Source organism: Pseudooceanicola sp. DL12, from assembly GCF_056270665.1.
On record NZ_CM149884.1, the window covers coordinates 2,681,250 to 2,706,747 of the forward strand.

A 25,498-nucleotide genomic window follows, 5' to 3' on the forward strand; every position below is an offset into this window, starting at 1 on the left:
CGCCGCTCAGGCCGCCTCGTCCGCCTCGGCGGACTGCCGCGCCCAGAGCGCCGCGTAACGGCCATTGCGCGCCAGAAGATCCGCATGAGTGCCCTCTTCGACGACGAGGCCCTTTTCGAGAACAACGATCTGGTCGGCATCCGCGATGGTCGAAAGCCGGTGCGCAATGGTCAGCACCGTGCGCCCCTCGCCCACCATCTGCAGCGCAGACTGGATCTCGCGCTCGGTATCGGTATCGAGAGCCGAGGTCGCCTCGTCCAGAAGCAGGATCGGCGGATCCTTCAGCAGTGTCCGGGCAATGCCCACCCGCTGTTTTTCCCCGCCAGAGAGCTTCAACCCGCGTTCGCCCACCGCAGTGTCATAACCATCCGGCAGAGACATGATGAAATCGTGGATCTGTGCGGCCCGGGCCGCCGCCTCGATCTGCTCCCGCGTCGGGTTCTCGGCCCCATAGCCGATGTTGTAGCCCACCGTATCGTTGAACAGCACTGTGTCCTGCGGCACCACGCCGATGGCGCGATGCAGGCTCTCCTGGGTAACCGCGCGCAGGTCCTGCCCGTCGATGCGGATTGCTCCGCCGCTGACATCGTAGAACCGGAACAGCAGCCGCCCTATCGTCGACTTGCCGGACCCGGAGGACCCCACCAGCGCCACCTTCTGCCCTGCCGGCACCCGGATCGAGACACCCTTCAGAATCTCGCGGTCGGGATCATAGGCAAAGCGCACGTCGTCCAGGACGATCTCTCCGCCCGTCACCTTGAGCGCCGGGGCGGCCTCGGCATCCGTCACCTCCGGCGGCTGGTCCAGCAGCTGGAACATGGCGCCCATGTCCACCAGCGATTGCCGGATCTCACGATAGACGGTGCCCAGCATGTTCAGCGGCAAGGTGATCTGGATCATGTAGCTGTTGACCAGCACGAAATCCCCCACCGTCAGCGTGCCGTTCTGTACGCCGATGGCCGCCATGACCATCACGATCACCAGGCCCGCCGTGATCACGATGCTCTGGCCAAAGTTCAGGAACGCCAGAGAATACTGGGTCTTGACCGCGGCGCTCTCGTATTGCGCCATGGCGCCGTCATAGCGTTCGGCCTCGCGGGCCTCGGTGCCGAAATACTTGACCGTCTCGAAGTTCAACAGGCTGTCGACGGCCTTCTGGTTGGCGTCGGTATCCTGGTCGTTCATCTGCTTGCGCAGCTTTACCCGCCATTCCGTCACCTTGAAGGTGAAGGCGGTATAAAGCGCCACCACCACCGCGACGACCACCACGTAGGACAGGCCGAAAACCTTGGCCAGGACGATGGCGATCATCAAGAGCTCGATGACCAGCGGCCCGATCGAAAAGATCAGGAAGCGGAGCAGGAACTCCACCCCCTTCACCCCGCGCTCGATGATCCGCGACAGGCCGCCGGTCTTGCGGGTCAGGTGATAGCGCATCGACAGCTGGTGCACATGGGTAAAGGTCTCCAGTGCTAGCGCCCGCAGCGCCCGCTGGCCAACCCGCGCAAAGAGCACATCGCGCAGCTGCTGAAAGCCGACGCCCATCAGCCGCGCACCGCCATAGGCCACCGTCAGCCCCACCGCCCCCATCGCCAGCAGGCCGGCTTCGTCCGGGCCGGGATCGTGAGACAGGGAATCGACTGCGGCCTTGTAGAGGAAGGGCGTGTAGACGGCGATGAGCTTGGCCAGGAACAGCACGATCAGCGAGAAGACGACCCTGCGCTTGACCCAGCCGAGGCCCGGCGGCCAGAGGTAGGGCAGCACCCGGGCAATGATGCGCATGCCGTTTTCCGGTACCTCGGTGGTGGTCACGGCCCTGTGTCGACGACTCATGTTCTGCTCCTTGTCCGGGGGCGACATATAGCCTATCGTCGAAATACTTCAACGATTCATGAGTAATTGAACAATGGAGCGAAAGCAGGTCCTGGACGCACTGGCGGCGCTGGCCAACGAAACCCGGCTTGAAATCGTGCGCATCCTGGTGCGACGCGGCCCCGAGGGTGTACCAGCAGGCGAGATTGCGGATGCGGTGCAGGCCTCGGCCTCGCGCCTGTCCTTCCATCTCAACACGCTGGAACAGGCCGGGCTGGTCAGCGCCCTGCGCAAGGGACGGCAGGTCTTCTATCGCCTGGAGCGCCCCGCCATGGGCGGCGTGATCGGCTACCTGCTGAGCGATTGCTGCGCCGATGATCCGCAGGTGCAGTCGTGTTGCCAGCTGCGCCGTCAGCAGGACCTGGCCTGAGCTATTCCTGCGCGGCGTCCGGGGCCACGGGCACGGTAAAGACCTGCCCGGGATAGATCAGGTCCGGATCGCGGATCAGTCCCTTGTTTGCGGCAAAGACAAGCACGTACATGATGCCGTCGCCGTAATTGTCGCGGGCAATGGCCCAGAGGGTATTGCCCGGCTGCACAGTCACCTGCGTCACACGCCCGCCAAGGCTGTCGCGTTCCATGTCCGGCGGGGCGACCCGCTCGAAGGGGGTTTCCATGCGGCTTATGACGCTGCCGTCCGCAGAGGTCAGATCGACCCTCAGGCGATAGACACCGGTATCGACCCCCGGCAGCGTGCTGCGCCAGGCGCCGTCCTCACCGATGCTCGACGTGCCTATCGGTGCATCGTTCAGGTAGATCCGGGCTGTGGCACCAGGCAGTCCCTTGCCGGCCAGAACAACGTCGCCGGCCTCGTCATAGGAGATTGTCTCGAGTTCGACCTGTTCGGGATCACTCGAGGCACCGGGCTTTTGCAGGACGCGCACGCCCTCTTCGTCTGCCAGCAGCACAGTCGGGCCGCCTTCCTCGCCGGCGGCATTCCCGGGCGCCGTCGCCGTATCTCCGGGCTGCACCTCTCCCGCCGCGACGGTATCGGCGCTGTCGGTCATGCCCTGCCCCATCGCATCCGATGCGGAATCGACCGGTCCGGCCGACACCTCGCTCTCCGTGGCTGAAGCTCCGGTCGCCGCGGCAACCTCTTCTTCATCGTTCGCGGCGAAAGTCTGCGGGGTCTGGGATGGCGTCACGATCACCTGCTGGGAAGAGCTCTCCTCTCCCTCTGCACCGGAACTGCGGAGCGACATGACACGCGCATCCGTGCTGCTGCCCAGGTCGAGGAAGGTCACGAACCGCCCGTCCTCACCGACAGGCGACGTGGCGAGCTCTTCACCATCCAGCAGGATGGCGACCTGGTTGTTCGGCTCGGCCTGCCCCGCCACGACGGCGCTGCCGTCCGGCTCGACACGCACGACGTCGAAACTGGGCCCATTGTCAGGCTGCACGGGGTCATCCTGCGGCGCAGGTGCGGCAGAGGGCTGATCGGGCGCAGAGGCCGTTTCGGAAGGAGCAATTTCACTCGTGGCAGAGGTTTTGGGCACCTCGTCGGTAGCGCCACCGACATCAGAGGCCTCGGTCTCGGTGCCCGGGGCCGACACGACAGGTGTGGCCTGCTCCGGCGCCGCAGGTGGCTGAGGACCTATCCAGCCGAACTGGATCGCGGCGATCCCCACGACGAAGGCACCCGCCACGACGGCGGTTGCTGGCCAGGTCGAATTTTCCCCCTGTGACACGCCCATCCCCTTCACGACGCTTCTGCTGCCCCCTCCGGCAGTTGAGGCGGTATGGTAACAGCGTTAACAAGGCTCTGAAGAGCTGTCCTGATCGGAGTCGAGAAATATGACAAATTTGTCAATCTGTGTCTATTGCGGCTCACGTCCCGGGGCGCGACCGGCCTATGCCGAGCAGGCGAAACGCTTCGGCGACCTGCTGGCCAGCCGGGGCTGGCGCCTGGTCTATGGCGCGGGCGATGTCGGACTGATGGGCGAAGTCGCGCGGGCGGCGCAGGCCGGCGGCGGCGAGACTTTCGGGGTGATCCCGACCCACCTGATGGATGCAGAGGTCGGCAAGCGCGACCTGACCCGTTTCGTGGTCACGCAAACCATGCATGAGCGCAAGAAGGTGATGTTCATGAACTCGGACGCTATCGTTGTGCTGCCGGGGGGCGCGGGCACGCTGGACGAGTTCTTCGAGGTGCTGACATGGCGGCAGCTGCGGTTGCACGAGAAGCCGATTGTTTTGTTGAATACCGAAGGGTACTGGGCGCCGATGATGGCGATGATGGAGCAGTTCGTGGCCGAGGGCTTTGCCGATGCGAGCCTGCTGAGCTTCATCACCCTGGCGAACACGGCCGATGAGGCCATGGCACAGCTGGACGACAAGCTGACCTGATTTCTCCAGTCATTCCAGACAGATGAAGGCGCCCGGCCAATGCCGCGGCGCCTTTTTTCATGCCTCTCGCCGGGCATGAGGCAGGGAAATTTGCACGGGTCGGACCGCCCCCAGACCCCTCCTCCCCTCTCGTTGTGCATTTTTGCAAGTGCTTGATAAGGCGCGATCCCAACGTCGGTATTACGTCGGTATTGCGTCGGTATCACGTCGGTGCGACGGCGGCCTGACGATTGACGCACCGATGTGCAGGAATGCGGAGGCACGGCAGCCCCCGGAACGCCGAGGTTCGCGACTGGCCCGGCGGATGGCCGATCCCGGCCCCCATGGCGCCGGACCGCCGAACGATCGGTTGCAGCACGTCTGACCTGCGCCCCTGGCCGCGCGCAGGACTGGACAGGGACCACGGACATGTCGTTGACTGGACGGGGCACCGATTGCGGAGGTCCCGCTTTCACGGGCCTCTTCTGCCTGACCACCCTCTGCAAGGCGACAGGTTGGACCTTGACGATCTGATCGAGCGCGTGGCGGCCCCGGCAAGTCGGGCCGACAAGGTTCGGGATGGCCTCGAGCACAAGATGCACGAAGGCGCCGTCATGGTTGCCTACGCGATGCACTTGCTTCGAACGACGGATGCCCGGCACGTCCATGTCCACCCGGACGGCGAGCACGGCAAGCGCTTCGATTTCAAAGGCTGGCTTGCGCGGCAGGGATTCGAAAAGGTGAGCACCCTCGGCACGACCAGCTATGGCGGTGACTACCGGCACGGCTGCGGATGGCAGATCACGGTGCAGCCCATTTCAGGCAAAGGTGACGTGGTCGCCCGGATCGGCAACCAGACACTCTCGGCGGAATGCAAGGGGGGGATCATCAACACCCGGCATGCAGGACAAGTCTCGCGCATCCGCCGCGGGCTGTGCGAAGCCGTCGGCCTCCTGATGGCATCAGAGGCCTCGGGCAGGCAGGCGGCAGTCGTTCCTATGACGCCCCAAAGCCTTGCCCTTGCACGGCGCATGGCAGATCGCTGTGGTCGCGCCGGCATTGAACTGTGCCTGATCGGGGAAAGAGGCGAAGTGACGGAAGTAAAAGCCAGCGGCCAATGAGCCTTGTGCACGGGACAGCCGATCTGATTGGCAACACTCTCCAGGCCGTCGCCCCGATGCCGCTCCGCGCTATCGCCTCGAGGGAATCCGGTAGAGTTCATGCAATCCCTCGTGCTACCGACATCATGACGGGATGCCGCCGGTCACCGATGCAGCGGTGAAAGGAAAACCCGTCCGGACTTGGGCACATTCCCTCTCCGGGTTGCGTGAATTTATTTTCTTCAATTCCCTGAACCTTGAATGCGACTTTGCGAGGCCCCATGAAAGTAGCCGTGATTCATGATTGGCTGGATGAAACCAACGGTGCAGATCGGGTCCTGGAGCAGATCCTTGACATGTACCCGGACGCCGCATTGTACTGTGTTGTGGACGTTCTGCCAGACTCCAAGAGAGGGTTCCTGAAAGGCAGGGAGGTCCGCGTCACCTTTCTCCAGAAACTTGTTTTCAGAAGACGGTTTCGCTTTCTCCTTCCCCTGATGCCCGTGGCAATACAATTGCTGGACCTGCGGGAATTCGACCTGATCATATCCAGCAGCCATTCGGTGGCGAAGGGCGTCATGACCGGACCGGATCAGAGACATATCTGTTATTGCCACAATCCGATGAGATATGCGTGGGATCACAAGATCATGTACCTCGACTCTCGGAAGGCCAGAGGTATTCGAAGGGTTCTCACGTCCCTGATGCTGGATCATCTGCGCCTGTGGGACTTCTGCAATTCTGCCTCCGTGGATCAATTCATCGCCAACAGCAAATTCGTATCGAGGCGAATTGAAAAGTTTTACCGAAGGCCTTCCGTCGTCGTTCACCCCAGTGTCGACCTGGACCGCTTTTCCATTTCCGACGCCCCGAGGGATGGATACGTGACGGTTTCCAGGATCGTTCCGCACAAGAATATCGAAATTTCCGTGGAGGCATTCAGAATGATGCCCGACCGGCAATTGACGATTGTCGGAAAGGGGCACCTGCTGCCCGAGTTGATGCGCAATGCCCCCGACAATGTGAGATTTCTGGGCTTTCAGGAGGATGCTGTCGTCGTGTCCCTGCTCCAGACTGCGCGCGCCTTCGTCTTTTGCGCCGAGGAGGACTTTGGCATCGCACCGCTCGAGGCGCAGGCTTGCGGTACGCCGGTCGTGGCGCTTCGCAAGGGAGGGGCGCTGGACAGTGTCATCGAGGGAGAAACGGGCATCTTCTTCGACGCCGAAACACCGGCCGCTCTTGTCGACGCCATCGAGCGGTTCGAGACCGCGGGCGACTGGTCTGCCGAGGCGGCGCGACGGAATGCGGAGCGGTTTTCATCCGCGCGTTTCCAGGAGGCCTTCTCGAGGGTGGTGACCGAGGAAATGACGCGCTGACGGTGCCGTCGCGGATCAGCGGCGGAGTGCGAGGCCGCCGACCCTTGCCAGGCAATCGGCAATGACCTTGTCCTGATCGAGATAGCTGATGCGCCCGGCACGCCCGACGAGATGCAGATTGGAAAAGCCCGAGACATCCTGGCGAAGGCGCTCGATCGGGTCACTGCTCCCGAGCTTCGGAACAGGTGCGGCCTTGCGGAGGCGGATCACCCGGTGCGCCCCCGCTGGCTTGCCCACCGGAAAGGGCATTCTGGTCATGTCCTGGCGGAATGTGGCGAGCCACTCCTCGTCTGGGGCCTCGGTCTGTGCCGCGCCTTCGGGAACCCAGTATTCCGCGGAGCGCAGGCATGGGTCGCCGGGCTGTGCCATGTTGCCGTAGAGGTTGGAATATTCGGTCATGCGAATGGCGGATATGGACGGGTCCGCGATGTAGATCGTTCGGTAGGAGAGAGGCTGCGTCTGCCGGAACTGCTGGTAGACGAGAACGATATCGCGAAACTGCGGCATATCGGCATCCGGGAGAGACACCGGCAGGGGCGGCGTGATTGCCGCCATGAGGGCCTGGAGCGGGATGGTCGATATGATGGCGGAGGGGGTGATCTGCACCGTGTCGCCACCTTGCCCCCTGGCCTCTACCGTGGTGATCCTGCGGCCGTCGTGACCGATGGGACCGACGGAGGTGTTCAGGCGGATGTCTGCTCCGCGCCGCCGCAGATCCTCTGCCCAGCGGGTGTAGAGATCGCCGTTGCCGTTCGGCAGGTCGAAGAACATGGTGGGCGCCGCATGTCGGGAAGACAGGATCGAGGCAAGGCTGCGCCAGATCGTCTCCGAGCGCCCGGATTGGGTTTCAGGGCGCAGGCCGGCCGGCGAGGTGCCCCAGGCCTTCGTCAGATAGGGAGCAAAGAAGCCCTCGTAGAGCGCGGACCCGTAGCGATTTCGAAGCAGGTCCTCGTAGGTGGTGAAGGGACCGGAACGGGAGAGGCGGGATGTCACCAGCGACGCGAGAACCCGGAGCAGGAAACCGACGCCGAAGGCCTGGACCGCCTCTTTCGGCGGGATCGGATAGGGCACCAGCCTTCCCTTGAAGAGCATGCCGGACGAATGTGGAAACTGTCTTGGCGTGTCGGGATAGAGACGTTCGACAAGCGTCCGAACGCATGCCTCTCGGGTGCTCAGAACGTGGTTGCCCAGATCGGCACATTGATCCCCGACGCGGATCGACCGGCACATCCCGCCAAGCTCGGGAGCGCGCTCCAACAGGATGACGGCGTTTCCGGCCGAGATGAGGGCCTCCGTCGCAGCCAGGCCGGCAGGCCCCCCGCCCAGGACAAGCACGGGCCGGTGGTCACCGGGGGACGTTGGCACCGTTTCCGAAGCGGGCACGATATCCATGTCTTCATCCATGTCTTCGTTTCCTTGTCATGAAGCGTGACATTTGACCGGCAGGCAGGGATCGCGGCAGAGGCCCTCACGTGCTGGCGGCCAGGCCCCGACCATCCGCCCGGGGCACGGGCGCATTGTCCCGCAGGTGACAGGCGGCCTGCCAGGCCGAAGAGCAGATATGAGCGAGCGTGTGCCTCGGGCGCCATTCGAGTGTCTGGCACGAAAGCGCCGTGGATCCGGTTATGCGGCTGACCTCCCCTGCTCGGGGCGGCTTGCCTTCGAGAGGCAGGGAGTGGCCTGACACGAGCTCGAAGGTCCTGACGACCTCCTTGACCGAATGGGCCTGACCGCTGGCGATGTTGAGCGCGCGGAAGCCGCCGCCATTCCGGAAGCAGGCGGTCGCGGCATGTATGCCGGCAGTGACATCATTGACATGGACAAAGTCGCGCTCGGCGCTGCCGTCCCGCGTCGGGTGCCTGGTGCCGTAGATCGGCAACCTGCTGCCCGGCGTTCCGAGACGCTCGACGATCCTGGACGTCAGATCACCGCGCTCCGTCCAGCAGGCAAGCCCCGGCCAGAGGTCCGGCGCCATGCCGGCCACATTGAAAAGCCTCAATGCGATGGCGCTTGCGTGCAGGGTCGCAGCCGCCCAGTCGCTTATGATGCTCTCTCCCATCAGCTTGCTGCGGCCATAGGCCGAGATCGGGCACATGGGTGCATCTTCGGGTACCACGCCTTCGGCAGTGGGGGCGTAGACGGCCGCCGAGGAGAGAAAGACGAGATGCTTGCGGCGCAGGGGCTGCATGGCCAGCAGGAGGTTGATCAGGCCGGACAGGTTCTGACGATAGGTCTCCAAGGGATCGGCACGGGATCGCGCGATGGATTTCTCTGCGGCACAATGGATCACCAGATCCGGATCGAAGGCCTTGATGATGTCCGCCACATGCGCGGCGTCGTTGAGATCTGCCTGGCGAAACCACAGATCGGAGTTGCCGGCCGCCTGGATGACCGGGCAAAGGCTGCTGTTGCTGGCACTGAGATTGTCGAGAGCCATGACCTCTGCCCCCTCCTGCAGGAAGCGCGCACAGACATGGCTGCCGATATAGCCCAACCCTCCCGTCACGAGTACCCGGCGCGGCTCAGCTTCCATTGGCGTTCTCCACGGAGGCCTTGCCGGCCGACCGGCCTGTTTCGATGCCCCCTCCGGACAGGACTGCATGGATCGTCTTCATCATGATCCAGCCGTCCAGGGAGGGGCTGCAGTGCTGCGCGTAATGCAGATCAAGATTGATCATGCGCCGGCCGATATCGGATTTGGCGTGCCGCTTTACCTGGGCAAGGCCGGTGATTCCGGGGCGCACGCGACAGCGCTGACGCAGCTCCGCGCTGGTCATGAGGCCGGCGGCCAACCATCTCTCGAGCGGGCGCGGCCCCACGAAGCTCATGTCGCCACGCAGGACGTTCAGAACCTGTGGCAGTTCGTCCAGATAGTACTTTCGGGCCAGGGCCGCGATCGGGGACACGATGCGCGGGTCGTCCGCGAGGGCTCCGGTCTGCTCATAGCGGGCCCGGACCTCTGGCCTGGACAGGAAATGACGCTCCAGTATCGCATCGCCATGCACGCTCATGGTGCGCAGCTTGATCATCGGAAAACTGGCGCCGCCGCGCCCCAGACGGCGCTGGACGAAGAAGGCCGGGCCGGGATCCTGCAGCCAGACAAGACCAGCCAGGCACAGGGCCACCACCAGGCAGGGTACGACAAGCACCAGCGCGAGCAAGAGGTCGAGCATCTGCTTGGGATAGGGGATGCGGGGCGACCACATGGCTAGAGAAACATCCTTGCCGAGCTGAACACGGCTGCGAATTCCAGCCCGTTCTGACGGCCGCGATAGCGCGCATGGGCCTCTATGTCCGCCGGTGACCGGCCCGTCGCCGTCTCGGAGGCGGGGTAGCGTGCGAAGGCGCTTGCCTGCGCATCCACATCCTCCCTGGAGAGCCGGACGCAGAGGTTCGACGAAAAGGCAGGACCGATCCCCTGATCGCTTGAGGTCGGCGTCTCGAAGAACCACAGGTGTCGGTGCCGCCGAAACGGTCGCGTGGCGATTTCGACGGCATGGGAAAGGGCACGATGCGCCTGGTGGGTGTCGCCAGCCCAATGTGTCAGCACAAGGTCGGCGGTGGCGACATCTTCGACGAGAGCGTCGTGCAGGGCCTGAATGTCCAGGCCCTCATGGCTTTCGGGCAGGTCCGCCCTGACGACGGCTTCGCAGCCCAGGTCGTCGCACGCATCCTGGAACGCCCCGACGAGTTCCGGCCACCCGTTGCCCAGCCTCGGGTCGGTGCGGTGGAAGGCCAAGACGGCGCGGCAGATCGCCCCTTCACGGGCAAACCGGGCCAGGGCTCCTCCGGGGCCGAGGGTCTCGTCGTCCGGATGCGCAACGATGGCGGTGATGCGAAAATTCTTCGGGATCGTGAAAATCTGGGACATGGCGCGGCTCCTGCCCTACCAATAGACATTGTATCTGGAGCGAATGCCGTAGAACGACAGGGCGGCATCGATGGCCGCGGGGGATTGGCGGGCGTACCAGTCCAGGGAGGTCGCCAGCGCCAGGTTCCAATCCGTCAGCTTGCGGTCAGGCAGGGCCCGGTCAAGTTCGGTGGTATCCGCCACCAGCCTTGTTCTGGGCGTCTCGCCTTTCCGCATCGCAATATGTTCGATGCCGGCGTCGTTCCCGAAATAGTCGTTCACTTCCCGTGCGACCCTCAGAACCGAAATCTCCACGCCGGTGCCGCAATCAATGGCCTCTCCAAGAGGCGTTGTGGCGGTGATGTCCACGGTCATGCGCGCGGCGTCATCGACGTAAAGCATGTCGACGGTCTGTTCGCCGTCTCCGTAAATCTGCAGCGGCAGCCCCCTGAGCGCCTGCGCCGCGAAGATTGGCAGTATCTTTCGAACCGGCTGCAGTTTCTGCCCGGGCCCGTAGATGTTCAGATATCGGAAAACATGGACATCGACCGGGTTGTAATTGCCGAATTGCCTGACGATCTGCTCCGAGCAATGCTTGGTAATGGTGTAGGTATTGAGCCAGCAAGAGGGTTTGGACGCGACGAAAATGCGCTGTACGCCGCAGTGCTGCGCAGCTTCGAGCACGTTCAGGGTTCCCAGAACATTCGTCTCTATGGCCGGGCGCAGGCCTGTTTCCAGCTCGGATGTGCCAAGGACCGCGGCGAGGTGAAAGACCGTATCCACATCGGCAAACGCCGCCTTCAGCGCGTCGATGTTCCGGATGTCCGCTGCAACGAAGGATCCGTCGGAGAAATGGCGCGGCATCTGCCGGTCAATTTGCGTAACCTCGTGCCCGTCCGAAAGTAACGTTTCAACAACGGCCTTTCCAAGAAAGCCGTTGGCACCAAGAACTGCTGCCTTCATGCTAAAACCTCTATCAAAAAGTAATATTTTTTGAACGCATTCGTACAATTGATTTTATATGTACATCCATAGATTGCAATTTTTTTGCATCCTCCACGAAAAGTTTCCCGGGCTCGGCAGCCCCCCGAAAAAGAGGCTGTCCGGGGCCTTCCGGCCAGCAGGAAACAACGGGGCCCCTTTCCCGCTTCCTGCCCGTAAGGCAGGCTGTCGAGGTGACGCATCCCCCAGATCCGGGCAGAGCGGTGGCGTGAGGACCGGGCCGGAAGCAAGCGGGGCCGCCGCGGCGACAGACGGATATTTTCCGTTATCTTTCCGCAATCTATCTCGGCGCATTGTTCGTTTGAGGGCCCTGGCGCCGAGGGTGCGGAGGGTCTGGCCCGCGTGATCCCCAAGACATGCCCTGCCCCGGGATCGCGAGACGGCCGCCTGATCGCCGCCTTTCGGGAGACGGTTCGGCCTCTGGCGGCGGGGCGCCTTTCCGGCGACGGACCTGCGCATTTTTTTCGTTGCGGATGAGGCAGGAGGCGTGCCGTGCGTCCTTTGCGGATGACTAATAAGTAGACCGCTTACGCGCCGAAATGCAGCAGACATTGCCCCGGGGCGGCCGCCGCAGGGAACCGCCGTCCGCAGCTGCCGTCGCGCGCTGCCGCGCATCGCGATGGGGTGGATTGCCCCGGCGCCCGTCCGGGACGGCGCCGGCAACAGCCGGAGCCGAGGGCCCGACAGGCCGGAGGGGGGCCACCGCACTCCCCTCTCCAAACGCAAGACCCCCCGCACCTTGCGGTACGGGGGGCCGAAACACCGGGCGGCAGGGCCGCCGTCGGGGATGGGATCACATGCGCGAGGCGACGTTTTCCCAGTTGACCAGCTTGTCGAGGAAGTTGGTCAGGTAGGCGGGACGCTTGTTGCGGAAGTCGATGTAGTAGGAGTGTTCCCACACGTCGCAGCCGAGCAGCGCGGTCTGGCCGAAGCAGAGCGGGTTGACGCCGTTCTCGGTCTTGGTGACCTTGAGCGAGCCGTCGGTGTCCTTGACCAGCCAGCACCAGCCGGAGCCGAACTGACCGGCGCCTGCGGCAGCGAACTGCGACTTGAATTCGTCGACCGAGCCGAAGCTCTCGACCAGGGCCTTTTCAAGCTCGCCGGGCATGGCGGAAGCGCCCGGGCCCATCATTTCCCAGAACTGGTTGTGGTTCCAGAACTGCGACGCGTTGTTGAAGATGCCGTTCTGAGCGACAGCTTTCGGGTCGTAGGTGCCCTTGATGATCTCTTCGACCGACTTGCCTTCCCACTCGGTGCCGGCGATGGCCTTGTTGCCGTTGTCGACATAGGCCTTGTGGTGGATGTCGTGGTGGTATTCCAGCGTTTCCTTCGACATGCCGAGATCGGCCAGGGCGTCGTGGGCGTAGGGAAGATCGGGGAGTTCAAAAGCCATTTGGGCCTCCTTTTCTGGAGTTCGTTAATACTCTCGCGCCTACATGGTATCGCGCGGCGAGGAAGGTCAAGAGGGTTTGCCCATGCTGATCCGCACAGGCGCCCCGCATCTTGGTGCACAACGGTATACCCATTGGCCTCCCTGCCTTTTCAACCGTTTCAGGCGTAGAGATGGGCCTCGCTTCCGGGGCGGGCCGCATCGCTGAGTATGGTGAACACATAGTCCGCCACGGAGCGGAAGCAAACCACTTCCGCCCTGCCCGGCTCGGGCATCCAGATGGCCGCCGCGACCTGTGCCAGCCGCGAGCGGCGGAACATGCCGGGGGTGAAGACGCCGGGCGCCATGTCGACCGGGGCCAGCTTGGCGATGACCTCGCGCACGAGGGCATCCTCTCCGGTGACGGAGATCCGGCAGCGGGCATGGCTGACGTCGACGGCGTTGAGCGCGGGATCGGCGGCCAGCGTCGCCTCGGCCTGGGCCATGGCGGCGGGCAGATCGGCGTAGGGGACGGTCACCAGCAGCTCGTCGGGCGACATCCAGGCGATGGACCGTTCGCCGTTGAGCGCGATATGGCCCTGCTCCGGCATCTCGATGGCGGCGAGGCCGGTGGCGGTATTGCGCAGCGGCGGCGCGGCGAAATCGCCGCGCAGGGTGATCATGCCGCGCACGGGCTCCTCGGCCACGCGGACGTAGCCGTCGAAGGCCGCGCCGCCAAGCGCGCCGAGCGGTGCGGGAGCGGTGATGACGTCAGACATTCTGCTTGTCTCCTGCCTTGTCGTAGAACACCGGGTCGACGACCCGGGCGGGCACCGGGCCGGCGCCGATGCGGGTGACGTAGACGGTCTCGCCCATGCGGTCGGGGCCGTCCTTCAAGAGCGCCATGGCGATGCCCTTGCCGAGGGTCGGCGAGTAGTAGGTCGAGGTGATGCGACCCTGCATGTTGCCCTGGCCCAGATGGTTCGTGCCGTCGGTGGGGATATAGGCGGCCTCTTCGAGGACGGAGCCGTCGAGGGCCTCGAGCCCCACGAGCTTCCAGCGGCCCGGATCGGCGAGATGGCTGCGCATCTGGCCCCGCTTGCCGATGAAATCCTCCTTCTTCTTGGAGATCGCCCAGTTCAGGTTGAGGTCCTGCGGGATGATGGTGCCGTCGCTCTCCTCGCCGATCATGATGAAGCCCTTCTCGGCGCGCAGCACGTGCAGGGCCTCGGTGCCGTAGGGCATGGCGTCGAACCCCTTGCCGGCGGCCACCAGCTGCTCCCAGAGGGCAAGACCGTAGCCCGCGGGCACGGAGAGCTCGAAGCTGAGCTCGCCCGAGAAGGAGATCCGGTAGATCCGCACGGGAATGCCGCCGATGGTGCGGTCGGCCCAGGTCATGAAGGGCAGCGTCTCGGCGTCGATCTCGGCGGTGCCGAGGGTTTCCAGAAGCTGGCGCGCCTGCGGCCCGACCACGCCGATCTGGGCGTATTGCTCGGTGACATTGACGACATGGACCTTCCAGTCCCACCACTCGGTCTGAAGCCATTCCTCCATGTGGGCATGGATGCTCTCGGCCCCGCCAGTGGTGGTGTGGCAGAGGAAGGTGTTGTCGTCGATCCGGGCCACGACACCGTCGTCGATGAGGAATCCGTTCTCGTTGCACATCAGCCCGTAGCGGCATTTGCCCGGCTTCAGCGTGGACATCATGTTGGTGTAGATCATGTCGAGGAACTTGCCCGCGTCGGGGCCCTTGACGATGATCTTGCCCAGCGTCGAGGCGTCGAGAAGGCCGACGCGTTCGCGCACGGCCATGACCTCGCGGTTGACGGCCTCGTGCTTGCTCTCGCCGGGGCGGAGATAGCAGAACGGACGGCGCCAGTGGCCCACCGGCTCCCAGTCGACGCCATTGGCCTCGTGCCAGCCGTGCAGCGGCGTGCGGCGCAGCGGCTGGAAGGCGGCATCGCGGGCACCGCCGGCGATCGAGCCCATGGAGATCGGCGTGTAGGGCGGCCGGAAGGTGGTGGTGCCGACCTGCGGAATGGGTTCATTCAGTGCATTAGAAAGCACCGCCAGACCGTTGATGTTGCTGAGTTTCCCCTGATCCGTCGCCATGCCGAGCGTGGTATAGCGCTTGGCGTGTTCGACGCTCTCGAAACCCTCCTGGGCGGCGAGCTGGATGTCGGACACCTTGACGTCGTTCTGATAGTCCAGCCAGGCCTTGGCGCGCAGTTCCCTGGTGGCGCCGGCGGGCATGAACCAGACCGGGGAGATCGCGGCCTCGGGGGTATCGACGGCGGCGACGGGGATAAGGACGCCCGGCACATGGCCGGTGGCCTCGGCCGCGGCACGGCCCGCGGCGGCGGCATCCGAGATCACCTCGGAGAGCTGCAGCATGCCGTTGGAGGTGCCGGCGCAGGTGACGAAGCCCTGGCCGTCATGGCCGGTGGGCGGACGCGCGGGATCGGGGCGGAACATCGCCTGATCCTCGTCCCAGGTGAGCTTGCCGCCGCAGTGCGACCACAGGTGTACCACCGGCGACCAGCCGCCGGACATGGCAACGGCATCGCAGGGGATCTCCTCGAGCACGGAGCCGCTGCCGGCCTGGTCGCAGACCTCGACGCCGGTGACGCGCTTGCCGCCCTTGACCTTGGCGATGCCGCGGCCGGTCTCGACGCGGATGCCAGCCTCCCTGGCCTGTTCGGCCAGCGCGCCGCCGCCCATGGGGCGGGCATCGAGGATGACGGGCACGGCGAGGCCCGCGGCCTTGACCGCCAGGGCGGTGCGATAGGCATCGTCGTTGTTGGTGACCACCACGACGCGGTCGCCGGGGGAAACGCCGTGATCAACGACATAGTCGCGCAGGGCGCCGGCCAGCATCACGCCGGGCACATCGTTGCCGGCAAAGGAGAGCGGACGCTCGATGGCGCCGGCGGCAACCACGATCTGCCTGGCGCGGATGCGCCAGAGGCGGTGACGCGGCCCGGCGGCCCCGGGCAGGTGATCGGAGACGCGCTCGTAGCCCAGGGCATAGCCGTGGTCATAGACCCCCGCCCCCATGCAGCGCAGGCGCATGGTGACGTTGGGCATGGCGGTGAGCTCGGCCACCAGGGCCTCGACATGGGCCTCGAGGGTCATGTCGCCCACCTGTCCGCCATCGACCATGGCGCGACCGCCCCAGTCGGTGCCCTGTTCGAGCAGCAGCACGCGGGCGCCGGCACGGCCGGCCTCGGCCGCGGCGGTGAGGCCGGCGATGCCGCCGCCGATCACCAGCACGTCGGCGAAGGCATAGAGGTGTTCGTAGGTATCGGCGTCACGCTCGGTGGGGGCGCGGCCCAGGCCCGCGGCGCGGCGGATCACCGGCTCGTAGACTTTTTCCCAGAACACCTTGGGGCCCATGAAGGTCTTGTAGTAGAAGCCCGCCGGGAAGAAGCGCGCCATCGCGTTGTTCACCACGCCCACGTCGAAATCGAGGCTGGGCCAGTGGTTCTGCGAGGCGGCGGTCAGCCCCTCGAAGAGCTCGGTGGTGGTGGCGCGCTGGTTGGGCTCGAAGCGGGCGCCCTCGCCCAGGCCCACGAGCGCGTTCGGCTCCTCTGCCCCGGAGGCGACCACGCCGCGGGGGCGGTGGTACTTGAAGGAGCGGCCCATCATCACCTGGTCGTTGGCCAGCAGCGCCGAGGCGAGCGTATCGCCGGCGAAACCGCTGAAGGTGCGGCCGTTGAAGGTGAAGTTCACTGTCCGGGAACGGTCGATCTTCCGTCCGCCTTTCGCAAGCCTGCTGCTCATCGCGCCTGCGCTCCTTTTCCGAATTGCTGTGCTGTGCCGAGGGGGATGAAGCGGCTGCGGATCATGACACGTCCCGCCACTTGAAGCCCGGACGCTTGCTGCGGATGACCTGCAGGAGGTCCTCCGGCGGCGTGGAGGTCTGGGCGGGATAGGTGCCGAAGACCTCGAGCGTGATGGTGTCGCGGGCGGCATGGAACCACTTGCCGCAGCCGTTGACGTGGCGCCAGCGCTCGAAGTGCACGCCCTTGGGGTTCACCCGGTCGAACATGTAATGCTCGAAGGCCGCGTCGGAGGCCTCGGGGCCCTCGCGCGTGATGTGGGCCTCCCCGCCCCCGTGAAATTCGGTCTCTTCGGCGGCAACGCCGCAATAGGGACATCTAAGCAGCAACATGGAGGCTCTCCGTTGGTGAAGTCGGACGCGCGGCGGGCTGTTCCGCGCGCGGGAGGTGGCACGAAAAAGGGCCGGACGCGCGGGGCGCCCGGCCAGAGGACAGGTAAGGGACAAGGAAGATGTCCGGGAGGATGTCGCCGAGGCGATCAGTTGCCGTCAGGCAGATCGATCTGGATTTCAGGCTCGTCCTGGCCGGGCAGCTCGCCACCCGAGTAGACGTACCAGACGAGGCCGGCGACGATGACGACGACGGCGCCGAGTACGAAGGCGAGACCAGTGTTTCCGGATTTCTGCGACATGCGTTTCCCTTTCTTCTTCCAGGCAGTGGAGAAGAAACGCGGGGCGCCATGCCCGGGTTCCGTGCAGTGCCGAAATGCGCCGCAGCCGGAAGCGGAAAGCCGCCGCAAATAACTGGAAAGCCGGTCGAATCGTCAGCACGTGCGGCCGGACATCCATTGATATGACAAATACCCGCCTTTTGCAGGAAGGGTTTTCCGCACATTTTGAAGGCAGAATATGTGGAACCTTCTGCCGAACTGCCGCGTTTACCTTGCAAAGTTGACGGCCACCCCGGTGAATACATGGGCTGGCGTGTTTGCGTTAACCGATGCACAACATTCTGTGTTAGCCTGTGGTTGGCAGACGAAGGCGCCCCAGTTCGCGGCATATGCCGCGGGCGAACGGGCTGCGAAGACCCGAATTTCGACGCAGACTGCAATGCGGCCCCTGCGGGCGATGGCGACAGCCGCCGCGGCACGGGCCCCCCAAGCGAAGGAGTGTGACCCACATGACTGACGCGATCGACTTCCCGGTTGACCTGGAGGCCCCGCTTGGCCGGATGGTGCGTTTCACGATACTCGACAGCCTCGACATGCTGCCGGCCGAGCCGGGGCTGTTCGTGCTGATGGGCCATGTGCCCGGCAGCGAGGCCGCGCGCCCGCTGGCCTTTGGCCATGTGCAGGGCAGCTTGGCCAAGCTGCTGCCGCAGCGCCCCGAATTCACCAGCGCCCTGCGCAGCGGGCTGGCCTTCGTGGGCATTGCCCGTGCGCCCGCGGGCTGTGACGCGGACGCCCTTGCCGAGGCGCTGGGACGGACCCACAAGGCACCCATCAACGAGGTTCAGGCCGCCCTGCGCGACATCGAGGCCGCGCAGCTGATGCCCGCGCCCACGGAAGCGGTGCTCGACGCCGCCAAGAGCGGCCCCAAGCCGATCATCGCCGCGGAATAGGCCGCCGAAGAGCTCGACGTAAAGGTCGCCCGAACGACCATCCATGCCGGCCCCGCACTGCGGGGCCGTTGCCGTCTGAAGGGAGATGACCACGGTCTTCACCCTGCCCTCTCCTAGTGTGCCACGCCTGCGGCGACGCTCTCGTCGATGAAGCGGCCCTCGCTGAAGCGGTTGAGGCCGAAGCCCGCCGCCAGCGGCCCGGGCGTGCCCTTGGCCACGAGTTCCGCCATCGCCCAGCCCGAACCCGGGATCGCCTTGAACCCGCCGGTGCCCCAGCCGCAGTTGATGAAGCAATTGCCGAGCGGCGTGGTCGACAGGATGGGCGAGCGGTCGCCGGTCATGTCGACGATCCCGCCCCATTGCCGCAGCATCTTGAGCCGCGAGATCATCGGGAAGGTCTCGATCAGGGCGCGGATGGTCTCCTCGATATGCTGGAAACTGCCGCGCTGGGAATAATTGTTGAACCCGTCAGTGCCGCCGCCGATCACCATCTCGCCCTTGTCGGACTGAGACATGTAGCCGTGCACGGTATTGGCCATGACGACCACGTCCATGCAGGGCTTGATCGGCTCGGAGACCAGCGCCTGCAGCGCCATGCTCTCGACCGGCAGGCGGAAGCCCGCCATCTCGGCCACCACGCCCGAGTGCCCGGCCACGACGATGGCGAGCTTGCCGCAGGCGATGCGGCCCTGGGTGGTCTGCACGGCCGAGACATTGCCGTCGGTGCCGCGCTCGACGCCGGTGACCTCGGTCTTCTGGATGATGTCCATGCCCATGTCGGAACAGGCGCGGGCATAGCCCCAGGCCACGGCATCATGGCGCGCGGTGCCGCCGCGTTCCTGCCAGAGCGCGCCGAGCACCGGGTAGCGCGGCCCGTCGATGTTCATGATCGGGCAGAGTTCCTTGACGCGCTTTGCGTCGATGTACTCTGTCTTGATGCCCTGGATCTGGTTGGCATGGGCGGTGCGCTTCCAGCCACGCACCTCGTGCTCGGTCTGCGCCAGCATGAGCACGCCGCGGGGGCTGAACATGACGTTGTAGTTCAGATCCTGGCTGAGGCCCTCGTAGAGGCTGCGGGCCTTTTCAAAGATCGCCGCGGATTCATCCTGAAGGTAGTTCGAGCGGATGATGGTGGTGTTGCGCCCGGTATTGCCGCCGCCCAGCCAGCCCTTTTCGATGATCGCGACATTGGTGATGCCGAAGTTCTTGCCGAGGTAATAGGCCGTGGCCAGCCCGTGGCCACCGGCACCGATCACGACGACGTCGTAACGGTCCTTCGGCTTGGGCGAGCGCCAGGCGCGCTCCCAGCCGGTGTGGTATCGGGCGGCTTCCCGGGCAATGGCAAAGGCAGAATAGCGTTTCATCGGCATCTCGCTGGAGCGGAGGACAAAGACAGAGACTCAGGCGATCCGGATCGCCCCTCGGGTCGGACCCTAGTGCTTCCGCCACGATAGCCCCGCCGCAAACCGTCACAATACCGTGCGGTTGCGACATGTCGCAAATGACGCGGCAATTCGCCCTTTTTCCCGTGGCCCCGGCAGGATAGATCAGGAGGGAACATGACCAGGGCCCGCCCAGGGCGCAGGCAGCACGGGCCCGACACGGGCCGGCAGGACCGGCAGGCCACCGCCCCGGCCGCGCCGCGCTGCCCCGGGGGCAGGCACCTGGCCCGAAACCGCAGGGAAAGGCCCGCATTCATGGCATTCTGGATCATCGCCCTCGCAATGACACTCGGCGTCGCCACCGTGCTGGCACGGGCGGTGATGAAGGGCGCGCGCGAGGGCCAGGCCGCGGGCAGCACCGACATGCAGATCTATCGCGACCAGCTGGCCGAGGTGGACCGCGACCTGAGCCGCGGCACCCTGCCGCAGGCCGAGGCCGACCGGCTGCGCACAGAAATCTCGCGCCGGCTGCTGGCCGCCGATGCCGCCGACGCCACGGCCACCGGCGCCGCCGCCGGGCGCGGGCCGAACCGGGCGCTGGCCTGGGGCGGCGGCGTCGTGATCGTGGTGGCGACGGGCTGGCTCTACTGGTCGCTGGGGGCACCGGGCTATCCCGACCTGTCGCGCAAGAGCCGGATCGAGGCCGCGACCGAAAGCCTGGCCGGCCTGCCGGACCAGGCCCGTGCCGAGGCCGAGGGCCCGGCCCCCATCGCGGTGCCGGCGCTGCAGCCATCGGAAGAGTTCCAGGAGCTGATGACGCGGCTGCGCGAGGCGCTGAAGTCCCGGCCCGACGACATCCAGGGGCACCTGCTGCTGGCGCGCAACGAGGCGGCACTGGGCAATTTCTCGGCCGCGCACAAGGCGCAGGGCCGCGCGCTGGAGCTGATGGGCGACAGCGCCACGGGGCAGGATTACGCCGATTACGCCGACATGCTGATCCTGGCCGCGGGCGGCACGATCTCCTCCGAGGCCTCGGGCGCGCTGCGCCAGGCGCTGGCCAAGGATCCCGAGAACGGCACCGCGGGCTATTACACCGGGCTGCTGATGGCGCAGAACGGCCGGCCCGACGTGGCCTTCCGCCTCTGGGACGGGCTGCTGCGGCGCGGACCGGAGGATGCGCCCTGGGTGCCGGCGATCCGCAGCCGCATCATGGAGCTGGCGCAGATGGCGGGCGAGAGCCGCTATCAGCCGCCCGCGCCCGCCGAGGCCCAGCCAGACGCCCTGCCCGGGCCGAGCGCCGCGGATATCGCGGCGACCAGCGACATGTCGGACGAGGACCGCCAGGAGATGATCCGCGGCATGGTCGAGGGGCTGTCGCAGCGCCTGGCCAGCCAGGGCGGCACGGCGCAGGAATGGGCGCGGCTGATCATGGCGCTGGGGGTGCTGGGCGAGACCGACCGGGCGCGCTCGATCTATCGGGAATCCGAGGATGTCTTCAAAGGCCAGGAGGCGGCCCTGGAACAGGTCCGCGCCGCGGCGGACCAGGCGGGAGTGGCGCAATGATCTACGAGGACATGGCCGAGTTTGCCGCCGCCCTGCCGCCGATGCAGGCGATCGCCGGGCTGGACCTTGGCGAGAAGACCATCGGCGTGGCGGTGAGCGACACCTTCCGCGGCGTGGCGACGCCGCTGGAGACCATCCGGCGCAAGAAGTTCACCCTCGACGCCGAGGCGCTGCTGGCGATCATCGCGAAACGCGGCATCGCGGGACTGGTCATGGGCCTGCCACGCAACATGGACGGCACCGAGGGGCCGCGCTGTCAGAAGAGCCGCGCCTTTGCCCGCAACCTGATCCGCATCAGCGATCTGCCCATCGCCTTCTGGGACGAGCGCCTGTCGACGGTGGCGGCGGAGCGGGCCCTGCTCGAGGCCGACACCTCGCGGCGCAAGCGTGCCGAGGTGATCGACCACGTGGCGGCCTCCTACATCCTGCAGGGGGCCCTTGACCGCCTGCGCCACCTTGGTCAGGCTTAGGCCATGAGCGGGCCGGATCGCCATGGACGGGACGTATGGAAGCGCGAGGGCGTCAGCTCGCCCTGCGTGAACATCTGCGTCATCCACCCCGAGGCCCGGCTCTGCACAGGCTGCCTGCGCTCGATCGACGAGATTGCCACCTGGTCGCGGATGACCGAGGAGGAGCGCCGCGCCGTCATGGCCGAGCTGCCCTCTCGCGGGCCGCTGAAGGCCAGCCGCCGTGGCGGCCGGGCCGGCCGGTTGAGACGCCAGCGCGAGGAGTGATCGCGCACGACGGGCTGATGGTCCGGAAGCCTCCGGCGGGGATATTTTTGGCCAGATGATGAAGAGCGTGCGGCTCTTTCATCTGGCCCGAAATATCCCGGGGGAGTCGGCCGCAGGCCGGCGGGGGCAGAGCCCCCTCCCCGATCAGCCCATGAAGACCTTGCGCAGCATGTTCAGCGCCACGAGGAAGAGGAAGCCCGCGAAGATCCGGCGCAGCGGCTTGGGATCCGTGGCATGGGCAATCTTGACACCCAGCGGGGCCGTCAGCGTGGTCATGCAGATCACGACCAGGAAGGCCGGGATGTTGACCGCGCCCAGGGTGAAGGGCGGACGGCTGCCTTCGGGGATCGAGACGAAGAGGAAGCCGATCACCGAGGGCACCGAGATCGACAGGCCGAAGCCCGCGGCGGTGGCCACCGCGCGGTGGATCGGGCGGCCGTAGAGCGTCATCAGCGGGACGCCGAAGGAGCCGCCGCCGATGCCCATGAGCACCGAGAGGAAACCCACGATGGGCGAGAGGATCGAGCGGGTCAGCAGGCCCGGCATCTGGTCGGCGATCTTCCACTCTGCCTTGCCGAAGGCCAGGTAGAGCGAGATGAAGAGGCCGAGGAAACCGAAGAGCGCCTGCAGCTCGCGCGATTTCAGCGAGGAGGCCACCAGCACGCCGATGAGCGCGCCGACCACGATGCCGGGCGCCCATGTCCTGAGGATCCACCAGTCGACCGCGCCCTTCTTGTTGTGACTGTTGAGAGAGCGCAGCGAGGTGACGATGATCGTGGCCAGCGAGGTGCCCAGGCAGACCTGCATGGTCGCCGGCCCGTCGATGCCCATGGCGGTGAAGGTATAGAAGAACGCCGGCACCAGGACGATGCCGCCGCCCACCCCGAGCAGACCGGCCAGCACCCCGGCCACGCCCCCGATGACGATGAGGACCAGCAGCAGCCCGAGCATGAGACCGATTTCCATTGCGCTTCCTTTCGAGAAATGTCGCCCGCGCGGAGTGTGAAGCAAGATTTGCACGGCGTTGCAAGGGAGGCCGCGGGATCGCGCAGAGGTTTTCCGGCAAGGGTGCACCCCCGGGCACGGGATCAGGCAACCGGGAACGGTATGCCGCGGCATGCATTCATGTGCGGGTCGAGCCTGGGGGCGTCTGGGGGCATGGCAGTGGGGCGTCAGGCAGGCAGGGCCTCTCGGTGTGGCAGAGAATGTTCGAATGCCCATTCCTTCGGCGTGTGCCCGGGCGGCGATGCAGAGCGGCGCCTGCCTCGGCAGGGAATCCTTCGGGCGGCGCTGCCACGTCGCTAGCCTGCACTAGCCGCCCTGCCCCGGACGCTCTGGCGCGACGCGGGACCGGGCGCGCCGACACTACGTACAAACAGAAAAAGAGAGACTTGCCCCGTGACCCTCCGCACCCTTGGCGCCGCCCTGGCCACCACCACCCTGCTGACCGCCCTGATGCCTGCCGCCGTTCTGGCCGAGGCGTCGGAAAGCGACGTGATCATTCCCGTGACCGCCCATGACGGCGTGGTCGGCACCCTGCGCCTGGTCGAGGGAGACCCGGCGCCGGTGGTCCTGCTGCTGCATGGGTTTACCGGTTCGCGCGACGAGCTGATGATCCCCGGCGCCGACGAGGGCATCTTTGCCCGCACCGCGCGGATGCTGTCGGACGCGGGCTATTCCAGCCTGCGCATCGATTTCCGCGGCTCGGGCGACTCGACGGCGATGATGAATTATTCCGACACCACCTTTGAGAGCCAGATCCAGGATGCGCTGACCTCGGTCGACTACCTCAAGGATCTCGACAGCGTGGACGGCGACGCGCTGTTCCTGCTGGGCTGGAGCCAGGGCGGGCTGGTCTCGACCGCGACCGCGGGGCGCAGCGCGCCCGGCACCTTCGACGCGGTGGCGCTCTGGGCGGCGGTGGCCGATCCGGTGCCGACCTTCAAGGCCCTGGTGGGCGACGAGGCCTATGCGGAAGGGCTGGCCGCGGCGCCCGACGCGGAGGTCACCGCCGCCCTGCCCTGGGGCGCTGACGTGACCCTGAAGGGCGCCTTCTTCCAGGGCGTTGAGAGCTTTGACCCCGAGGCCGAGATCGCGGCCTATGGCGGCCCTCTCTTCGTGGCGCAGGGCACCGAGGATACCACCGTGGCCCCGGTGAACGCCGAGATGCTGCTGGCAGCGCATGACGGGCCGGAAGAGGCCTATACCGACGCCATGGACCACAGCTTCAACGCCTTTGGCACCACCGACAACCTGGATGCGATGATCGCCGCGACCATCGAATATTTCGACGCGAACGGCGGCAAGTAAGGCATTGTGATCAATCAGACATCATGCGCGGGCGGTGGCGGCGATGCCATCGCCGCCCGTGTTCTCGGGCGTCGCTGCGCGGGCGGTGACCGCCTCCAGCGCCTCGAGCACCAGCGCCCGGCCGGCACCGGGGCGATGGGCCCCCTCCGACAGGATGCGGCGCCAGGCGCGGGCGCCGGGACGACCCTGGAAAAGGCCCAGCATGTGCCGGGTGACCTGCGCCAGCTTGCCACCCCCGGCCACGTGGGCGTCGATGTAGGGCAGCATCTTCAGCACCACCGCCTCGGGCGTGCTGTCGGCGCTGTCGGCGCCGTAGATGCGGCGATCGGCCTGGCAGAGGATGGCGGCGGGATCGTGGTAGGCCGAGCGTCCGATCATCACCCCGTCGAGCCCCGCGGCCAGGAAGGCCTGGGCCTGATCGAGGGAGGTGATGCCGCCGTTGACCGAGAGATGCAGGTCCGGGAACTGCTGGCGCATGCGCTGGACGAGGCCGTAATCGAGCGGCGGGATGTCGCGGTTCTCCTTGGGGCTGAGCCCCTGCAGCCAGGCCTTGCGGGCATGGATGGTGAAGCGTCGGCAGCCGGCATCGGCCACCCGTGACAGGAAATCAGGCAGGACCTGCTCCGGGTCCTGGTCATCCACGCCGATGCGGCACTTGACGGTGACCTCGACATCGGTGGCGGCCTGCATGGCGGCCACGCACTCGGCCACGCGGGCGGGATCCTTCATCAGCACCGCGCCGAAGGTGCCCGACTGCACCCGGTCGGAGGGGCAGCCGCAGTTGAGGTTGATCTCGTCATAGCCGGCCTCGGCGCCGAGGCGGGTGGCCTCGGCAAGCTCCTCCGGCTCGGAGCCGCCGAGCTGCAGCGCCACGGGATGTTCCTCGGGCGAGAAGTCGAGCAGGTGCAGCGCCCCGCCGCGCACCAGCGCGGGGGCGGTCACCATCTCGGTATAGAGCAGCGTCTGCGCCGACAGCAGCCGGTGCAGGTAGCGGCAATGGCGGTCGGTCCAGTCCATCATCGGGGCGACGGAAAGGCGCGAGGCGCGCCGGAGATCGGCACTTTGGGGCGTTGCAACCATGAAAACACCTGTCGGGGTGCGGATATCACATTCAATCTGCCTTTTCGGCCCCGTAGATGCCCGCGATGCCGTGCCAGCAAGCCAGCCGGCCGACATGCGCGTGGTCATGATCCGCGAACGGGGCCGCAAGGGC

General features: G+C 66.0%; 24 protein-coding genes. 9 read left to right on the forward strand and 15 right to left on the reverse strand.

The features are described 5' to 3' along the window. Window positions 1-6 precede the first annotated feature (6 nt). Window positions 7-1,833 (reverse strand): ABCB family ABC transporter ATP-binding protein/permease, encoded by a 1,827-nt coding sequence (locus AC0WR5_RS12520; protein ID WP_475863560.1) that lies wholly within the window; start codon window positions 1,831-1,833, stop codon window positions 7-9. A gap of 73 nt (window positions 1,834-1,906) precedes the next feature. Between AC0WR5_RS12520 and AC0WR5_RS12525 the strand changes: the two genes are divergently transcribed. Continuing rightward, window positions 1,907-2,242: an ArsR/SmtB family transcription factor gene (locus tag AC0WR5_RS12525; RefSeq protein ID WP_475863561.1), complete on the forward strand. Its 336-nt coding sequence runs from the start codon at window positions 1,907-1,909 to the stop codon at window positions 2,240-2,242. A gap of 1 nt (window position 2,243) precedes the next feature. Here AC0WR5_RS12525 and AC0WR5_RS12530 read toward each other — a convergent pair whose 3' ends face one another. Further along, window positions 2,244-3,560, reverse strand: coding sequence for a LysM peptidoglycan-binding domain-containing protein (locus AC0WR5_RS12530; protein ID WP_475863563.1), 1,317 nt, complete (start codon window positions 3,558-3,560; stop codon window positions 2,244-2,246). A gap of 106 nt (window positions 3,561-3,666) precedes the next feature. Between AC0WR5_RS12530 and AC0WR5_RS12535 the strand changes: the two genes are divergently transcribed. From AC0WR5_RS12535 to AC0WR5_RS12545, 3 genes are all read left to right on the forward strand, one after another. Further along, window positions 3,667-4,218 (forward strand): LOG family protein, encoded by a 552-nt coding sequence (locus AC0WR5_RS12535; RefSeq protein ID WP_475863565.1) that lies wholly within the window; start codon window positions 3,667-3,669, stop codon window positions 4,216-4,218. A 494-nt stretch (window positions 4,219-4,712) separates the two neighbouring features. After that, on the forward strand, window positions 4,713-5,318 hold the full coding sequence (locus AC0WR5_RS12540; protein WP_475863566.1) for a hypothetical protein: 606 nt from the start codon (window positions 4,713-4,715) through the stop codon (window positions 5,316-5,318). A 260-nt stretch (window positions 5,319-5,578) separates the two neighbouring features. Beyond that, on the forward strand, window positions 5,579-6,673 hold the full coding sequence (locus AC0WR5_RS12545; RefSeq protein ID WP_475863567.1) for a glycosyltransferase: 1,095 nt from the start codon (window positions 5,579-5,581) through the stop codon (window positions 6,671-6,673). A gap of 15 nt (window positions 6,674-6,688) precedes the next feature. Here AC0WR5_RS12545 and AC0WR5_RS12550 read toward each other — a convergent pair whose 3' ends face one another. From AC0WR5_RS12550 to AC0WR5_RS12595, 10 genes are all read right to left on the reverse strand, one after another. Further along, window positions 6,689-8,077 carry an FAD-dependent oxidoreductase gene (locus AC0WR5_RS12550; RefSeq protein WP_475863568.1) on the reverse strand — a complete coding sequence of 463 codons (1,389 nt, stop codon included), beginning with the start codon at window positions 8,075-8,077 and terminating at the stop codon, window positions 6,689-6,691. A 64-nt stretch (window positions 8,078-8,141) separates the two neighbouring features. Beyond that, complete coding sequence (gene galE / locus AC0WR5_RS12555; protein ID WP_475863570.1) at window positions 8,142-9,206, reverse strand: UDP-glucose 4-epimerase GalE; 1,065 nt, start codon at window positions 9,204-9,206, stop codon at window positions 8,142-8,144. Next, window positions 9,196-9,879: a sugar transferase gene (locus AC0WR5_RS12560; RefSeq protein WP_475863572.1), complete on the reverse strand. Its 684-nt coding sequence runs from the start codon at window positions 9,877-9,879 to the stop codon at window positions 9,196-9,198. Before AC0WR5_RS12560 ends, galE begins: the two co-directional genes overlap by 11 nt. A gap of 2 nt (window positions 9,880-9,881) precedes the next feature. Next, entirely contained in the window at window positions 9,882-10,544 is a 663-nt protein-coding gene (locus AC0WR5_RS12565) for a PIG-L deacetylase family protein (RefSeq protein WP_475863574.1), read from the reverse strand. 15 nt (window positions 10,545-10,559) lie between these two features. Continuing rightward, window positions 10,560-11,486, reverse strand: a complete 927-nt coding sequence (locus AC0WR5_RS12570) for an NAD-dependent epimerase/dehydratase family protein (protein ID WP_475863576.1) — start codon at window positions 11,484-11,486, stop codon at window positions 10,560-10,562. A gap of 832 nt (window positions 11,487-12,318) precedes the next feature. Then, the gene (locus AC0WR5_RS12575; RefSeq protein ID WP_475863579.1) at window positions 12,319-12,918 is read right to left on the reverse strand and encodes a superoxide dismutase; all 600 of its coding nucleotides are present in this window, start codon (window positions 12,916-12,918) and stop codon (window positions 12,319-12,321) included. 158 nt (window positions 12,919-13,076) lie between these two features. Beyond that, complete coding sequence (locus tag AC0WR5_RS12580; RefSeq protein ID WP_475863581.1) at window positions 13,077-13,673, reverse strand: sarcosine oxidase subunit gamma; 597 nt, start codon at window positions 13,671-13,673, stop codon at window positions 13,077-13,079. Beyond that, on the reverse strand, window positions 13,666-16,677 hold the full coding sequence (locus AC0WR5_RS12585; protein WP_475863582.1) for a sarcosine oxidase subunit alpha family protein: 3,012 nt from the start codon (window positions 16,675-16,677) through the stop codon (window positions 13,666-13,668). The genes AC0WR5_RS12580 and AC0WR5_RS12585 overlap by 8 nt, the downstream gene beginning before the upstream one ends. A 61-nt stretch (window positions 16,678-16,738) precedes the next feature. Continuing rightward, window positions 16,739-17,068 (reverse strand): sarcosine oxidase subunit delta, encoded by a 330-nt coding sequence (locus AC0WR5_RS12590; RefSeq protein WP_475863584.1) that lies wholly within the window; start codon window positions 17,066-17,068, stop codon window positions 16,739-16,741. A 146-nt stretch (window positions 17,069-17,214) separates the two neighbouring features. Beyond that, window positions 17,215-17,367: a hypothetical protein gene (locus AC0WR5_RS12595; protein WP_475863586.1), complete on the reverse strand. Its 153-nt coding sequence runs from the start codon at window positions 17,365-17,367 to the stop codon at window positions 17,215-17,217. A gap of 488 nt (window positions 17,368-17,855) precedes the next feature. Between AC0WR5_RS12595 and AC0WR5_RS12600 the strand changes: the two genes are divergently transcribed. After that, window positions 17,856-18,296 carry a hypothetical protein gene (locus AC0WR5_RS12600; protein WP_475863587.1) on the forward strand — a complete coding sequence of 147 codons (441 nt, stop codon included), beginning with the start codon at window positions 17,856-17,858 and terminating at the stop codon, window positions 18,294-18,296. A gap of 113 nt (window positions 18,297-18,409) precedes the next feature. On the opposite strand, the gene AC0WR5_RS12605 is transcribed toward AC0WR5_RS12600, so the two are convergent. Then, window positions 18,410-19,660 carry a sarcosine oxidase subunit beta family protein gene (locus AC0WR5_RS12605; RefSeq protein ID WP_475863588.1) on the reverse strand — a complete coding sequence of 417 codons (1,251 nt, stop codon included), beginning with the start codon at window positions 19,658-19,660 and terminating at the stop codon, window positions 18,410-18,412. 333 nt (window positions 19,661-19,993) lie between these two features. On the opposite strand from AC0WR5_RS12605, the gene ccmI reads away from it, so the two are divergent. From ccmI to AC0WR5_RS12620, 3 genes are read left to right on the forward strand one after another with little or no spacing between them, the layout of a single operon-like run. Beyond that, window positions 19,994-21,241 (forward strand): c-type cytochrome biogenesis protein CcmI, encoded by a 1,248-nt coding sequence (gene ccmI / locus AC0WR5_RS12610; protein WP_475863590.1) that lies wholly within the window; start codon window positions 19,994-19,996, stop codon window positions 21,239-21,241. Further along, complete coding sequence (gene ruvX / locus AC0WR5_RS12615; RefSeq protein ID WP_475863592.1) at window positions 21,238-21,711, forward strand: Holliday junction resolvase RuvX; 474 nt, start codon at window positions 21,238-21,240, stop codon at window positions 21,709-21,711. The genes ccmI and ruvX overlap by 4 nt, the downstream gene beginning before the upstream one ends. A gap of 3 nt (window positions 21,712-21,714) precedes the next feature. Continuing rightward, the gene (locus AC0WR5_RS12620; protein WP_475863593.1) at window positions 21,715-21,975 is read left to right on the forward strand and encodes a DUF1289 domain-containing protein; all 261 of its coding nucleotides are present in this window, start codon (window positions 21,715-21,717) and stop codon (window positions 21,973-21,975) included. Between the two features lie 144 nt (window positions 21,976-22,119). On the opposite strand, the gene AC0WR5_RS12625 is transcribed toward AC0WR5_RS12620, so the two are convergent. Then, entirely contained in the window at window positions 22,120-22,941 is an 822-nt protein-coding gene (locus AC0WR5_RS12625; RefSeq protein WP_475863594.1) for a sulfite exporter TauE/SafE family protein, read from the reverse strand. A gap of 432 nt (window positions 22,942-23,373) precedes the next feature. Between AC0WR5_RS12625 and AC0WR5_RS12630 the strand changes: the two genes are divergently transcribed. Next, window positions 23,374-24,285, forward strand: a complete 912-nt coding sequence (locus AC0WR5_RS12630; RefSeq protein ID WP_475863595.1) for an alpha/beta hydrolase family protein — start codon at window positions 23,374-23,376, stop codon at window positions 24,283-24,285. 21 nt (window positions 24,286-24,306) lie between these two features. Here the strand turns inward: AC0WR5_RS12630 and dusA are convergent, their stop codons facing one another. Next, window positions 24,307-25,365, reverse strand: a complete 1,059-nt coding sequence (gene dusA, locus AC0WR5_RS12635; RefSeq protein ID WP_475863597.1) for a tRNA dihydrouridine(20/20a) synthase DusA — start codon at window positions 25,363-25,365, stop codon at window positions 24,307-24,309. Window positions 25,366-25,498 lie beyond the last annotated feature (133 nt).